Annotated in this window: 14 protein-coding genes; 8 read left to right on the top strand and 6 right to left on the bottom strand. The window is 68.3% G+C overall.

Annotated elements, in window-relative coordinates:
- The first annotated feature begins 9 nt into the window (after positions 1 to 9).
- Genes mrf through rpmF form a run of 3 tightly spaced genes read left to right on the top strand, consistent with a single transcriptional unit; the run spans position 10 to position 1763 of the window.
- Positions 10 to 1323, top strand: coding sequence for a ribosome hibernation factor-recruiting GTPase MRF (mrf, locus tag NA12_RS12955; RefSeq protein ID WP_174551082.1), 1314 nt, complete (start codon positions 10 to 12; stop codon positions 1321 to 1323).
- A complete protein-coding gene (locus NA12_RS12950; RefSeq protein WP_067449579.1) occupies positions 1320 to 1586 on the top strand; it encodes a type B 50S ribosomal protein L31 in 267 nt (88 codons plus the stop codon). The genes mrf and NA12_RS12950 overlap by 4 nt, the downstream gene beginning before the upstream one ends.
- A gap of 3 nt (positions 1587 to 1589) precedes the next feature.
- Positions 1590 to 1763 (top strand): 50S ribosomal protein L32, encoded by a 174-nt coding sequence (rpmF, locus tag NA12_RS33090; protein WP_084472735.1) that lies wholly within the window; start codon positions 1590 to 1592, stop codon positions 1761 to 1763.
- A 179-nt stretch (positions 1764 to 1942) separates the two neighbouring features.
- On the opposite strand, the gene NA12_RS12945 is transcribed toward rpmF, so the two are convergent.
- The 6 genes from NA12_RS12945 to NA12_RS12920 all read right to left on the bottom strand — a co-directional run bounded on the left by NA12_RS12945 (position 1943) and on the right by NA12_RS12920 (position 7610).
- Positions 1943 to 2167 carry a hypothetical protein gene (locus NA12_RS12945; RefSeq protein WP_067449578.1) on the bottom strand — a complete coding sequence of 75 codons (225 nt, stop codon included), beginning with the start codon at positions 2165 to 2167 and terminating at the stop codon, positions 1943 to 1945.
- 501 nt (positions 2168 to 2668) lie between these two features.
- The gene (locus tag NA12_RS12940; protein WP_067449577.1) at positions 2669 to 3445 is read right to left on the bottom strand and encodes an MHYT domain-containing protein; all 777 of its coding nucleotides are present in this window, start codon (positions 3443 to 3445) and stop codon (positions 2669 to 2671) included.
- A complete protein-coding gene (locus NA12_RS12935) occupies positions 3438 to 4037 on the bottom strand; it encodes a GTP-binding protein (protein WP_067449734.1) in 600 nt (199 codons plus the stop codon). The genes NA12_RS12940 and NA12_RS12935 overlap by 8 nt, the downstream gene beginning before the upstream one ends.
- A 4-nt stretch (positions 4038 to 4041) precedes the next feature.
- Positions 4042 to 4413, bottom strand: coding sequence for a DUF742 domain-containing protein (locus NA12_RS12930; RefSeq protein ID WP_067449576.1), 372 nt, complete (start codon positions 4411 to 4413; stop codon positions 4042 to 4044).
- A gap of 6 nt (positions 4414 to 4419) precedes the next feature.
- Positions 4420 to 4824, bottom strand: coding sequence for a roadblock/LC7 domain-containing protein (locus tag NA12_RS12925; protein ID WP_056813970.1), 405 nt, complete (start codon positions 4822 to 4824; stop codon positions 4420 to 4422).
- The gene (locus tag NA12_RS12920; protein WP_067449575.1) at positions 4821 to 7610 is read right to left on the bottom strand and encodes a sensor histidine kinase; all 2790 of its coding nucleotides are present in this window, start codon (positions 7608 to 7610) and stop codon (positions 4821 to 4823) included. The genes NA12_RS12925 and NA12_RS12920 overlap by 4 nt, the downstream gene beginning before the upstream one ends.
- 291 nt (positions 7611 to 7901) lie before the next feature.
- Between NA12_RS12920 and NA12_RS12915 the strand changes: the two genes are divergently transcribed.
- From NA12_RS12915 to NA12_RS12890, 5 genes are all read left to right on the top strand, one after another.
- Complete coding sequence (locus tag NA12_RS12915) at positions 7902 to 8588, top strand: response regulator transcription factor (RefSeq protein ID WP_067449574.1); 687 nt, start codon at positions 7902 to 7904, stop codon at positions 8586 to 8588.
- 9 nt (positions 8589 to 8597) lie between these two features.
- Entirely contained in the window at positions 8598 to 10052 is a 1455-nt protein-coding gene (locus NA12_RS12910; RefSeq protein WP_067449573.1) for a sensor histidine kinase, read from the top strand.
- A gap of 398 nt (positions 10053 to 10450) precedes the next feature.
- Positions 10451 to 11788 (top strand): S1C family serine protease, encoded by a 1338-nt coding sequence (locus NA12_RS12900; protein ID WP_067449571.1) that lies wholly within the window; start codon positions 10451 to 10453, stop codon positions 11786 to 11788.
- A 47-nt stretch (positions 11789 to 11835) separates the two neighbouring features.
- A complete protein-coding gene (locus tag NA12_RS12895) occupies positions 11836 to 12330 on the top strand; it encodes a MogA/MoaB family molybdenum cofactor biosynthesis protein (protein WP_243654730.1) in 495 nt (164 codons plus the stop codon).
- Positions 12327 to 12548: a hypothetical protein gene (locus tag NA12_RS12890; RefSeq protein WP_067449569.1), complete on the top strand. Its 222-nt coding sequence runs from the start codon at positions 12327 to 12329 to the stop codon at positions 12546 to 12548. The genes NA12_RS12895 and NA12_RS12890 overlap by 4 nt, the downstream gene beginning before the upstream one ends.
- Positions 12549 to 12930: the final 382 nt, after the last annotated feature.

The raw sequence follows: 12930 nt of genomic DNA, 5'->3' as shown, positions 1-12930 counted from the left end.
GGGTATCGGGTGCTGGACCAGTCAGACCGGAGAACGCCCGTGGTGCTGCTGGCCGGCTTCTCCGGACCCGCCATGGGCGGCGTCGAGCACATCGCGGCGACGCTGAGCGAGGACACGGGCACCGTGGTGGTGCACCACGACCTCGCCGAATTACGCGAGGGCGTGGTGCGGCGCACGGTGCGGACCGCGGGAACCGTGAGCACCACGGTGCTCGAACTGGCACACGGATGCGTGTCGTGCACGCTGCGCGCCGACCTGCTGCCGATGCTGTGCACGCTGGCCACGCGCGAGCACGTCGAGCGGATCGTGCTGGCGCTGGATCCCGGGATCGAGGCGGAGGCGCTGTGCCACGCGATCGAGCAGGTCGAGGTGAGTGGGGTAGCCGACCGCGTCGACGGGCCCGCCGGTCGCACCGTGCGGATCGACGCCGTGCTGACCTGCCTGGACGGGCAGCAGTGGCTCGCCGACGCCACCGGCGACGAGGTGCTGGCCGATCGTGGTCTCGCCGCGGCCGATGACGAGCGGACGGTCGCGCAGGTGGCCGTCGGTCAGGTCGACTTCGCCGACGCGCTGGTCGTGCTCACCGCCGGTACCGACGCGCTCGACCGGGAACGGCTGGCGGCTGTTCTCGCCCGTCTCGCGCCCGCGGCGCCGGTAGCCTGGCTGCCCGAACTTCCCGGCTTCGACGCCATCGAGATCGGTGCGCTGCTGACCCGCGTGCCCGCCGAGTCGCGGCGGGGCCGGATCTTCGACGCGCACGCGCCGCTGTTGCGCGGGCAGCCGCCGCTGAGTACCGACTGTGGCGTCTCGATCGTCGAATTCGCCGCCCGCAGGCCGTTCCATCCCGCGCGGCTGCACGAGGCGCTGGACGTGCTCCTCGACGGTGTCGTCACCGCCCGCGGCCGGATCTGGCTGGCGACCCAGCCCGACCATGTGGTCTGGCTCGAGTCGGCCGGTGGCGGACTGCGGGTCGGCGGCGCCGGTCGCTGGTTGGCCGCGATGAGTACCGACGAGCAGGCCACCGCCGATCCGACTCGGCGGGCGATGGCCGCCCTCGGCTGGGACGAGCGGTTCGGCGATCGCGACGTGTCGCTGGTGATCCTGGCCCACGACGCCGACCCCGCCGAGATCCGCCACGCCCTGCACTGGGCGCTGGTCGAGGACGACGAACTGCTGCTCGTCGATCGAGCTCCGGAACGAGTCGCGTTGTGGGAGGACCCCTTCGGCGACTGGCACCGAGACCCCTGCGCCGACCCCACCGAGGCGACCTTCTCGGAGGCCACGGCGAGCGAGCGCACCAACCCGAGAGGAGAAACGGCATGAAAGCCAACATCCACCCCGACTATCACCCCGTCGTGTTCGAGGACGCGAGCACCGGGAAACAGTTCCTGACCAGGTCGACCGCGACCAGTGACCGCACGATCGAATGGGCCGACGGCAACACCTATCCACTCATGCTGGTCGACGTGACCTCGGACTCGCACCCGTTCTGGACAGGCACCGCCCGCAACCTGGACACCCAGGGCCGGGTCGAGAAGTTCGAGCGCAAGTACGGAAAGCGCTCGCGCGCAAGCAAGGAAGGCTGAATCATGGCGGTCCCCAAGCGCAGAATGTCGCGCTCGAACACGAGAAGCAGACGCGCACAGTGGAAAGCGCAAGTCCCACAGCTGGTCCCGGTCACAGTAGGCGGCGTCGAATACCGCGTACCGAGACGCATAGTCAACGCCGTCCGCAAGGGCATGATCGACCCCACCCGCCTCTGACACCGACCCCACGGCCTGCCGAGAAACCACCAGGCAGGCCGTTGTATGTCCCTACAGTCCCGGGTTTGCGGCCCGCCTCGCATCCGAGGGGCGAGACGTAACGGCGAAGCCGCAGTATCGCCCCTCGGATGCGAGGCACCAGGGGGCCGCAAACCCCGCGGCGCCAGCCGCTATCGGACTCAGCCTTCGCGCTCGGACAGTGCGACCAGGGTCGCGGCGAGCTGGAAGTACTTGTTGTTGCCCAGGTCGGCGATGGTCTTGATCTTCAGCGCCTCGAGCAGCTGCTTGTCGTGCGCTTCGGTGAGGCCGGCCAGCGCCGACGGGGGCGAGGCGAGAATCTCGGCGAGCTTCTTGTTCTCGAATTCCTTGTCGAGGACTTTGTCGAGCACCACATTGACGGCCATGCGAACTCCTTCGTACGAACCTCGGATGTGCTGAACGGGGCGAATGTGCCCGCAGCGACCATAACTCGGTCAACGCATCGTGTGGTGGTTTCACCGGCTCGGCGGTTCGTGCCGCCGGCCATCCTGTCCAGGGGTCTTTCTTCGGTGCTGTTATGCCTGTTCAGGGCCCGGTTCGGGGGTTCGGGGCAATCGTTCCGTTAACCGTGTGATGGGCGCCACTTGGTGTGGACGCGTTCAGCGGCTTGCGGATAATTTGCTGGAGGCCGCATTACCAACTCTTGGTTTGTTTTCCGCCACAAGAAAATTCCCCAACCACTGATGCGGAGTCCCGCACAGGTATGTACTCTCGTGCGGGAGGGCGGGTTCCCAAAGTATCGGGAACCCGCTCATCGCCACTTCAGGGGCGGTTTTCGCGGCAGTTCGCCGCAGGTCGTGAGCACTCGGATCACCGGGGCGGATGACCGGAAAGATTCCGACAAACCGGACGTTAGCTGGTTGGGTTCAGCGGACCGGAACGGGCTGACGCGCCTGGGCCGCGGCGTCGCGCCGATCCGGAGCTACCAGCACCGCGGTGATCGGCACGGTCAAGCCGAGCGCACCGATCACGAACATCGGGAACACCAGGTCGAACAGGGGGATCCCGGACGGAGTCCGGACACCCGGATCGATCGAGAAGCTCAACGCCGCGACGGCCGTGTAATACACAGCCGCGACGCCGAGCGCGAACAACACCGCCATCAGCACACGCATCGGCACCCGTCGAACCACCTGCGACACCCACAGGGTCGCGGTGCACAGCGCCATCGACACCAGCACCGACACCCCGATGAGTCCGAGCGACTCGTCGACTGTGCCCTGCACGGCGAGCGCGTCCAGGGTCAGGAAGGTCGACAGCCCGACGCTCAACCCCATCGTCAGCCCGCCGATGATCAGTCGCGGTATCTGAGGGGTTCGGCCGCTGATCAGCAATCCGGCCAGCACGCCGACCACCGCGATGGCCAACGCCGCCGCGCCGAGCGCGACGTTGTACCGCATGGTGCTGTCGTACACCCGCATCGCCAACAGCGCGACCGAATTCGCCAGCCACAGCCCGACCCCGCCGAGCGAGACCGCGGCCATCGTGAGCCAGATCAGCCGGAACCGGATCGAGTACTTCGCGTGCCGGATGCAGGCGAACGACACCAGCGCGCTGAGCGCCGACAGATCCAACGCGAGCCAGGCGATCCCGGTGCCGTGCGCGAAGATCTCGGCACCGGTCGCGGCGAACAGATCAGGCACGCCTGCCCGCACCTTCGAACTGCTGCGGTTCGAGCTGGGCGATGGCGTATTCGGTCACCGCCGCCAGTGCCTGACGGACCTCGACGGCGTTGCGCGCGTCGATGTCGACGATCGGGATGCCCTCGCGCACCGAGAGCGCTTCGCGCAGTTCGGCGATCGGGAAGCGGGGAGCGTTGGGGAAGCGGTTCACCGCGATCAGGAAGGGCAGTCCGCGCGCCTCGAAGAAGTCGACGGCGGCGAAGCTGTCTTCCAGCCTGCGCGTATCGATCAGCACGACCGCGCCGATGGCGCCACGGATCAGGTCGTCCCACATGAACCAGAAGCGCTTCTGGCCCGGGGTACCGAACAGGTAGAGCACCAGGTTGCCGGGAAGCACGATGCGCCCGAAGTCCATGGCCACGGTGGTGGTTTCTTTTTCCGGCGTTTCGGCGAGATCGTCGATGCCGTCGGAGAAATGGGTCACCATCGCCTCGGTGCGCAGCGGCACGATCTCCGACACCGCACCGACGAAAGTCGTCTTGCCCGCGCCGAATCCGCCGGCGACGACGATTTTGGTCGATGCGACCCGTTGTTCTTGTGCCGGCGCGCGCATGCCATCAGAGGCCACGGAGTCCACGCAAAGTCCTCTCCATCAGTGATCGGCGTTCGTCGTAGCTCGCCTGTTCGGTCAGCGTCGAATGCACTCGAAGAATCCCGCCCACTACGAGATCGCCGATCATCACCCGGACCATACCCAGTGGGCGTCCAAGGTATGCGGCAATCTCGACGACAGAAAGCCGATGTGTGGCAAGACGCACGATTTCGATCCGCAAATCACCTGCGGACCAGTCATTGTGCGCTGTATAAGAGACCGTTTCGACGACCGCCTCCAAAGGCAGCGCGATCGCGGGCTCGGTGCGGCCGGAAGTCAGGGCATAGGGCCTGACCCTGGTAGTCGGCCGTTGATCGGATCCGTAAGGGCTCGACATCTCACCTCAGCCGGCGGAGCGGGCAGTGGCGGTAACCGCCGAGCCCACCCGGTCGACAAGCAACGCCATCTCGTAGCCGATGCGGCCGATGTCGTGGCTCTTGTTGGCCAGAACCGCCAGGTGCGAACCATTTCCGACGCTCATCACCAGCAGATAGCCCCGCTGCATCTCCACGATCGACTGCATCACCTTGCCGCCGTCGAACAGGTGCGCGGCACCCATCGACAGACTGGCGAGTCCGGCGGTGACCGCGGCCAATTGCTCGGCGCGGTCCGCGGGTAGGTGGGGACTGGTCGCTTGGAGCAACCCGTCGGCCGAGACGAGCACCGCGTGCGAGACGCCCGGTACGTCGCGGGTGAAGCGGGCGACCAACCAGTTCAGATTCTCGTCGGTGGGGTGCGCGTTGCTCATTCGAGGCCTCCATCGTTGTGCTGGATCTCGGCACGGCCGCTGCGGACGCCGCTGAGATGTCGGGTCAGGTTGTTGCGGATCTCCTCGGGGTCGCGAGCGCCCGCCTCCTCCGCGGGGGTGAGCCCGCCGGGGACGAGCTGGGCGCCCGGCTTGCGGATCGGCAGCCCGCCGCTCGTTCGCGAGGACGTGGGTGGGTGGTCCGCCTCGGCGGCGGCCGACCAGCCCGCGTCGCCGGGGGCGCTCCACGAGGCCGCGTCGCCGTTTCCGGATTCGGTCGGGGCGGAGGCGGGTTCGACGAGCCACTCCGAGACCATGCGCTGGTAGATCGGGGTCGGTGCCGGACCGGAGACCGGCTGCAACCGGGTGCTCGTCGTCGGCATCGGGTCGACGTCGATGGGGCTCGGCACCGGTTCCGGCGGCGCCGGGGGTGCGGCCGGTGCGGAGCTCGCGGCGAGCTCGGCCAGCGCGCTCGCGGGGATGCGCTGCGGCAGCCCGAAAGGTGAGTCGGTGGCAGGCGTCGTCGGATCGGTCGCCTCCGGAAGATCATCGGCGTCGTGATCGTGCTCGGCCCACATGCCGACCGGGGCCGCGTCGTCCTCTGGCTCGACGGCGACCGGTTCCGGCAGGGGTGCCGGCACCGCAGCCGGAACCCGTTGCGGCAGAACCATACTGGTAGTGGGCAGGTCGGCGGACGGGAAAAGTGGACTGTGACTCGCGAACGACGGCAGCGCGGGCAACGGGGAGACCGGGAGGTCGAGTTCGGTCGCGGCGTCGAGCGAGACCAAGGGGCGCGGTCCGGCCGCCATGATCGGATTCGGGCCGGTGATGTCGGCCGGAGTCAGCGCGTAGGGGCCGATCCCAGCGGGCGCGAGCGGGTTCGTTCCGGGCGAGACCAGCGGGTTCGGGCCGGTGGCCGGACCCGACGCCATGGGTGGCGGCGGCGCGACGAGCGCGCTGGGAAGATGCACACTGGCCGTGATGCCGGGCTGGGGAGCCGCACCGCTGGTCCGGCGCAGGCTCACGGTGATGGTGTGGCGCTTGGCGAGCCTGCCGACCACGAAAAGGCCCATTCGGCGAGCGGTTTCGATAGTGACCTCGCCACCGGAGGCGAGCCGGTCGTTGGTCGTCTGCAGATCGTCGGCCGACATGCCGAGGCCGCGGTCGGTGATCTCGATCAGATAGCCGCTGTCGACCGCCCGGCCGACGATGACCGCCACCGAGGTGCTCGGCGGGGAGTAGCGCAGGGCGTTGTCGATGAGCTCGGCGAGCAGGTGCTCGATATCGACCGCGGACTCACCGGCGACGACACCGTCGGGCACATTGCCGATCTCGACTCGCTGGTAGTCCTCCACCTGGGAGACCGCGCTCCACAGCATGTCCGACAGCGGTACCGGCGGCAGGTGACCGCGGCGCAGCACGGTGCCCGCGAGCACGAGCAGGTTGTCGCCGTTGCGGCGCATGCGGGTGGCGAGGTGGTCGAGCCGGAACAGCGTCTGCAGGCGAGTGGGGTTGTCCTCGTCGTGCTCGAGTTCCTCGATGAGCGCGAGCTGCTGCTCCACCAGCGATTGGCTGCGCCGCGAGAGCGTCTCGAACATATTGCCGATCTGCAGGCGCAGGCGGGCCTGATCGCCTGCCAGATTCAGGGCCTGTTCGTGGATCTCGTCGACGGCGCGGGCCAGCTGACCGATCTCGTCGGTGGAATGCACGCCCACCGGGCTGATCTCCGGCGTGGCGCCGCCGCTGCGGACCACGGCCAGCTCGTCGGGCAGCTTCACATGCGCGACCTCGAGCGCGTCGCGGCGCAGCCTGCGCACCGGCACCACCAGGGTGCGGGCCACGGCGAGCGCGAGCGCGAGACCGCCCAGCAGCATGCCGAGTACCAGGGTGGTCTCGCGCAGCGCGCCGGTCTGCGCGGTCGCGGTATTGCTGTCGAGGGTGCGGTCGATGTTGTCGAGCAGCGCGGAGATCGTGGAGGAGTAGGTGTCGGCGCTGACCTGGAGCGTGTTGAGCACCGCCGCGTTGGTGGTCGGGTCGCCGTTGTTCTGGCTGAACACGCTGATCCGGGTCTGCACCGCGTCGATCAGCGCCGCCTGGCTGACCGCGTGCTCGGGCAGGATGATCCCGTAGGTCTTGATCATGTTCAGTTCGGAGCCGAGCTCGACGAGCATCTTCGCGCGCGCGCTCTGGCTGCGACCCGACTCGGGCGAGACGACCAGGGTGCGCTCACGGGTGAGCACCCGGCGGGCCTGGTGCAGCGCGGTGAGCTGCAAGAAGTAGCGCTGCACGACGAAGTCCTCGACCTGCGGGGTCTTCGCCAGCGCGTTGCCGATCCGCTCCCCGATCTCGTCGGTCTGCTCACCGACCATCGCCGGGGAGCCGCCACGCACGGTGTTGCGCAGCGTGGCGCCGGTGGTGGTGGCCGCGGTGAGTTCACTGGCGACGCCGGAGTCGATGCGGGCCGAGCGCAGGGCGCTCTGCACCTCGGCGAGCGCCTGGTCATAGGTGGTGAGCGCGGCGTCGGTCTGCGGGTCGGCGATCGCACCCCAGTTGGCCGTCGCGGCGACGGCGAGTTGCTCGGTCGCGGTGGCGAATTTGATGACGGGACGGATGACGGTGGCCTGTTCGCTGGCCGCGCCGAGCTGCGTCATCGTCTGTAGCTCGTTGTTGATCCGCAGTACGGCGAAGGTGGTGGCGAGCATCACCGGTAGCACCAGCACCACACCGACCTTGCGCGTAACCGACCAGTTGGACAGGCTGAATTGCCAGGAGCGCGATGCAGGTTCCATCCGCGTGCGTTGCCTCTGCTTCCACGTGTGACCCCGGCCCGCGCGGGGAGGTCGCGGAGCGATGCGAGCGCAGAACCAACTGGAGGTCTTCTTTTACCGCAGGAAAGATACCGTGCCGAGTGGGCAACGGCAATCCGGGCCATGCGGTCTGTAATTCGCCGAATATGCGCTGACACAACGACGATTCGTTCGGATTTGTCAAGACCCACAGCGTACATCGCGGCGAACACGACGTTCGGCGCGCCGAACCCTCTCAGTACGTTCTCAGTCGGTCACGGCAAACTACAGCACATGCGCATTCTGGTAGTCGACGACGATCGCGCGGTGCGGGAATCACTGCGCCGGTCACTGAGCTTCAACGGCTACACCGTCGACCTGGCCGTAGACGGTCTCGACGCACTCGAGAAAGTGACCGCTGCCAGGCCCGATGCCCTTGTTCTCGACGTCATGATGCCGCGCCTGGACGGCCTCGAAGTGTGCAGGCGGCTGCGCAGTACCGGCGACGATCTGCCGATTCTCGTTTTGACCGCGCGCGATTCGGTGTCCGAACGTGTGGCCGGGCTCGACGCGGGCGCCGACGATTATTTGCCGAAACCTTTCGCGTTGGAGGAATTGCTGGCGCGTTTACGGGCGTTGCTGCGTCGCCGAACGCCTGATCCCGGTGAAGGGTCGGAGGCGATGGTGTTCGCTGATCTGTCGCTGGATCCGGTCACCCGCGAGGTTTCGCGCGGCGAACGCGCGATCAGTCTGACGCGCACCGAGTTCTCGTTGCTCGAGATGTTGATGGCCAATCCGCGCCGGGTGCTCACTCGCGGCCGAATCCTCGAAGAGGTCTGGGGTTACGACTTTCCGACCTCCGGCAACGCGCTGGAGGTCTATATCGGCTATTTGCGCCGCAAGACCGAGGCCGATGGTGAGGAACGACTGATCCATACCGTGCGTGGCGTCGGCTACGTGCTGCGCGAGACCCCTCCGTAGGCGGAAGACATGGCATCCAAGGAACCCGCGGTCGCCGTGCTCGGTCGCCCGCTGGACGCGAGTGAGATGCGTCCGCCGACCCCGCTGACCCGCTCGGTATCGCTGCGCTGGCGGGTGACCCTGCTGGCGGCGTCGGTGGTGCTGATCGCGGTCGCGGTCACCTCGATCGCCGCCTACGCGATGGTGGCGCGGGCGCTCTACGCCGATGTCGACGCCCAGCTGGAGGCCCGCGCGGCGACGATGATCAACAACAACTTCGAGACCGCCGGTTTTCAATCGATCGTGCTGGCCGGGTTGTTCTCCAACGATGTCGGCGTCGCGCTGATCTACGCGGGCCACAAGCCGTATATGCCACCTCAGCAGACGATTCCGCCGGTCGGCGCCCAGGAGCTCGCGGTGGCCGACGGCAAGAACAACTCCTCGCTGCGCACCGTCGGTGACCAGCGCGTACTCGCCGCGCGCACGCACAGCGGCGCGACGCTGATCATCTCGCAGAAGCTCTACCGCACCCGTGAGGTGCTCGATCAGCTGGCGTGGCTGCTGTTCGTGGTCGGCGCGTGCGGTGTCGTGCTCGCCGCCGCGGCGGGCACCGCGGTGGGCCGCACCGGTCTGCGCCCGATCGCCCGGCTCACCGCGGCGACCGAGCGCGTCGCCCGCACCGACGACCTGACGCCCATCCCGGTGACCGGCGACGACGAATTGGCCCGACTCACCGAGAGTTTCAACACGATGCTGCGGGCGCTGACCGAATCACGCGATCGCCAGCGCAGGCTCGTCGCCGACGCGGGTCACGAGTTGCGCACCCCGCTCACCTCGCTGCGCACCAATATGGAGCTGCTCATCGCCTCGGGCAGGCCGGGCGCGCCCCGGCTGCCCGACGAGGACATGGCCGAATTGCGCGCCGATGTGGTGGCCCAGATCGGTGAGTTGTCGACCCTGGTCGGCGACCTGGTCGACCTGGCCAGGGAGGACGCTCCCGAAACCGTGTACGAGCGGGTGGATCTCGGCGAGGTGGCCGAGCGCGCGCTCGAGCGTGCGCGACGCAGGCGGGTGGGGATCACCTTCGTTGCCGATCTGGCGCCCTGGTTCGTCTACGGGCACGAGGCGGGCCTGGAACGGGCCGTCCTGAACGTCCTCGACAACGCGGCCAAGTGGAGTCCGCCCGAGGCGGTCGTGCGGATCAGCATGCGCCCGGCCGGTCCCGGCCTGCTGGAACTGGCGGTCGGCGACGCGGGCCCCGGTATCCCCAGCGGCGAGCGCGAACTGGTCTTCGAACGCTTCTACCGCACGACCGCCTCGCGCTCTATGCCCGGTTCCGGGCTCGGGCTCGCCATCGTCAAGCAGGTGGTGACCAAACACGGCGGCACCATCGCGGTGGACACTTCCGATCGGGGCGGCGCGCTGGTGCGCATCGTGCTGCCGGGCGAGGCGCCGACCGTGCTCGACGAGTCCGGCGCCGAGTGATCGCCGCAGTCACGGCGAACTGATAGTCCGATCTCAGGCGCCTCTCAGTAGCCGTCAGGAAGCTGGTCAGCAAGCGTGAGGAGACAGACACCATGACCGACGATCCCCAGCAGCCTGCTGACCGGCCCGCCGCTACCGGACCGAGCGATGCCGAGTCGGGGCTGCCCGAGCAGCAGGGGCAGGCGCCAGGCTTCGGCGACCAGCCGATCCACCGCGACCAGCCCCACGGCGGAACAACACCCTTCGGCGGGTCGGCGTCCCCCAGCGGGCCGACGTCCGACGGCGGGTCGGCGTTCGGCAGCGGACCGGCATCCTTCGGCGGACCGGCGCCTCACAGCGGGCCGACGCCAGGAAGCGGGTCGGCGCCCTTCGGCGGACAGCAGGCGCACAGCGACCACGTGTCCTACGGAGGCACCGCGCCCTACGGAGGGTCCGCGTCCCACAGCGGGTCGGCGCCCTTCGGCGGACACCAGGCGCACAGCGACCATGCACCCCACGGCGGTTCCGCACCCCACGCAGGTTCTGCGCCCTACGGCGATCCCCAGTTCTTCGGTGGCAGGCCGCCGCAGGGTGGGCAACCGTCCCACAGCGCGCCGCCCCAGGCGTTCGGTCCGGCGCCCGTTCCGCAGCGGAAGCCGTTGCGGCTGGGTCTGATCGCCGGTGCGACGGCGCTGGCTCTGGTCAGCGGTGGTGTCGGTGGCGTGGTCGGAGTGCTCGCGGCCGATTCGGGCTCCGCGCCGGTGACCAACGCGCTCGAGGCGCCCAAGCCCGCGGTCAACAATGTCGCCAACGCGCCCGCCGGGTCCACCCAGGCGGTGGCGCAGCGGGTCCTGCCCAGCGTCGTGATGATCAAAGTCGCGGGCAGTCGCGCGTCCGGCGAGGGTTCCGGGGTCGTGCTGTCCACGGACGGTCTGATCCTCACCAACAATCACGTCGCCGCGGGCGCCGGCGCCGCGGCGAAGATGGAAGTGGTGTTCAGCGACGGCAGCACCGCGCCCGCCACCATGATCGGCGCGGATCCGGTGTCCGACCTGGCCGTCATCAAGGTCAGCGGCAAGAGCGGCCTCACCCCGATCGAACTCGGCACCTCCGACGGGCTGGCCGTGGGTCAGCCGGTGATCGCGATCGGCTCGCCGCTCGGCCTGGCGGGCACGGTCACCACCGGCATCGTCTCGGCCCTCAATCGCCCGGTCTCGACCAGCGGCGAGGGCACGCCGAGCCAGGTGAACCCGGTGATCGACGCGATCCAGACCGACGCGGCGATCAACCCGGGCAACTCCGGCGGCGCCCTGGTCGACGGGCAGGGCAAGCTGATCGGCATCAACACCGCCATCGCCAGCCTCGGCGGCGAGGCGGCCGGTGGCACCCAGAGTGGTTCGATCGGCCTCGGGTTCGCGATCCCGGTGGATCAGGCGCGCCGGGTCGCCGACGAGCTGATCAAGACCGGCCACGCCACCTACGCCCAGATCGGCATCAAACTGCGCCCGCAGGACACCGCCGCGCGCGTGCTCGAGGCCACCCCCGAAGGTCCGGCCGCCAAGGCGGGCATCCCCGCCGGCGCCGTGATCACCCGCCTCGACGACCGTCCGATCGACTCCGGCGACGCGCTGATCGCCGCCGTTCGCTCACACCAGCCAGGAGACAAGGTGAAGGTGACCTATACCGACGAACAGGGCGGTAACGCCAAGACCGTCGAGGTCACGCTCAGCGCGGCGGCGGCGGAAGGCGGCCGATGATGCGATCGAGCGCGAACCTGTCGTGCGTAGGCGCTACGGTGATGACCATGGACATCGATGCCCCCGTGGCAGGGCGCGCACTGGTTGTTGTCGTCGACGATCGGACGGCGCATGGCGGCGTGGATTCGCTCGGCCCGCTCGTCACCGAACTGCTCAACGAGGCCGGGTTCCTCGTCGACGCCTCGGTGACGGTGCAGGCGGAGGAGGTCGAGATCCGCAACGCGCTCAACACCGCGGTAATCGGCGGTGTCGACCTGGTGATCTCGGTCGGCGGCACGGGTATGTCGCCGCGCGACATCACCCCCGAGGCCACCACCCAGGTCCTCGATCGTGAACTGCCCGGCATCACCGAGGCGCTGCGCGCGTCCGGCCGGGTCGCCGGCTCGCTCGACGCCGGTCTGTCCCGTGGCGTGGCGGGCATTTCCGGCAGCACCCTGGTGGTGAACCTGCCGGGCACCCGCGCGTCGATCCGCGACGGCATGGCCACCCTCGGCCCGCTGGCCAGCAAGGTGATCGGCGAACTGTCCGGTCTGGACGAATGACCTCCACCCCGCACGACGCGGTTCCCGGCCCTGAGGATCAGCGCCGGGAACCTACTTCGGCGGACGAGTTGCGACGCAAGGCGGCCGAGGCGGCACGGTTGGCGAAAATCTTCGGTGATGTGCTCCCGGAGACCACCGGTGACGAACGTGGCGAGCGATCGGGCGGCTCCGGCACCGATGATTGGCTGCGTTCGCAAGTTCCACCGCACCACGGGTGATCCCCCCGTTATCTACGTAGCCGCTACGTAATAGGCGACATCGGAATAGTCGATTTCGGCACGAGAACACAGTACGGACAAATACTGGAGACCACGCGAAAGCGTGGTCTTTTGTCGTTGGATGACCCGAATCGCTACTCGCGACCAGTTCCTGTCAAGACATCATGACGGCAGTGTTCGCGACTGTATCAATGCACGTCAAGGCATGTGGCGATGTGCGAATGTGTGCTGTGCCTCACAGTGAAATTTACGAACTCTTACGTTGCCGTATACCGGTATCTGCGTTTAATGTTCGCCATTGAGCCATCAACTATCGGTCCCCGCAGTACTCCCATCTCTGTGCGTTGAACAACCCGGTGGAACCCTGGCTCGGGTTCGCCAC

The organism is Nocardia alba NBRC 108234 (assembly GCF_001612665.1).
Classification (GTDB): Bacteria; Actinomycetota; Actinomycetes; order Mycobacteriales; family Mycobacteriaceae; genus Nocardia; species Nocardia alba.
The sequence above is the reverse complement of the archived record's forward strand: the minus strand, read 5'-3'. Positions and strand labels throughout refer to the sequence as shown.

What these genes read in the sequence shown, in the direction of transcription:
- NA12_RS12950 (WP_067449579.1), top strand. Translation starts at nt 1,320, where the DNA reads ATGAAAGCCAACATCCACCCCGACTATCACCCCGTCGTGTTCGAGGAC.
- rpmF (WP_084472735.1), top strand. Translation starts at nt 1,590, where the DNA reads ATGGCGGTCCCCAAGCGCAGAATGTCGCGCTCGAACACGAGAAGCAGA.
- NA12_RS12945 (WP_067449578.1), bottom strand. Translation starts at nt 2,167, where the DNA reads ATGGCCGTCAATGTGGTGCTCGACAAAGTCCTCGACAAGGAATTCGAG.
- NA12_RS12935 (WP_067449734.1), bottom strand. Translation starts at nt 4,037, where the DNA reads ATGCGCGCGCCGGCACAAGAACAACGGGTCGCATCGACCAAAATCGTC.
- NA12_RS12930 (WP_067449576.1), bottom strand. Translation starts at nt 4,413, where the DNA reads ATGTCGAGCCCTTACGGATCCGATCAACGGCCGACTACCAGGGTCAGG.
- NA12_RS12925 (WP_056813970.1), bottom strand. Translation starts at nt 4,824, where the DNA reads ATGAGCAACGCGCACCCCACCGACGAGAATCTGAACTGGTTGGTCGCC.
- NA12_RS12920 (WP_067449575.1), bottom strand. Translation starts at nt 7,610, where the DNA reads ATGGAACCTGCATCGCGCTCCTGGCAATTCAGCCTGTCCAACTGGTCG.
- NA12_RS12915 (WP_067449574.1), top strand. Translation starts at nt 7,902, where the DNA reads ATGCGCATTCTGGTAGTCGACGACGATCGCGCGGTGCGGGAATCACTG.
- NA12_RS12910 (WP_067449573.1), top strand. Translation starts at nt 8,598, where the DNA reads ATGGCATCCAAGGAACCCGCGGTCGCCGTGCTCGGTCGCCCGCTGGAC.
- NA12_RS12895 (WP_243654730.1), top strand. Translation starts at nt 11,836, where the DNA reads ATGGACATCGATGCCCCCGTGGCAGGGCGCGCACTGGTTGTTGTCGTC.
- NA12_RS12890 (WP_067449569.1), top strand. Translation starts at nt 12,327, where the DNA reads ATGACCTCCACCCCGCACGACGCGGTTCCCGGCCCTGAGGATCAGCGC.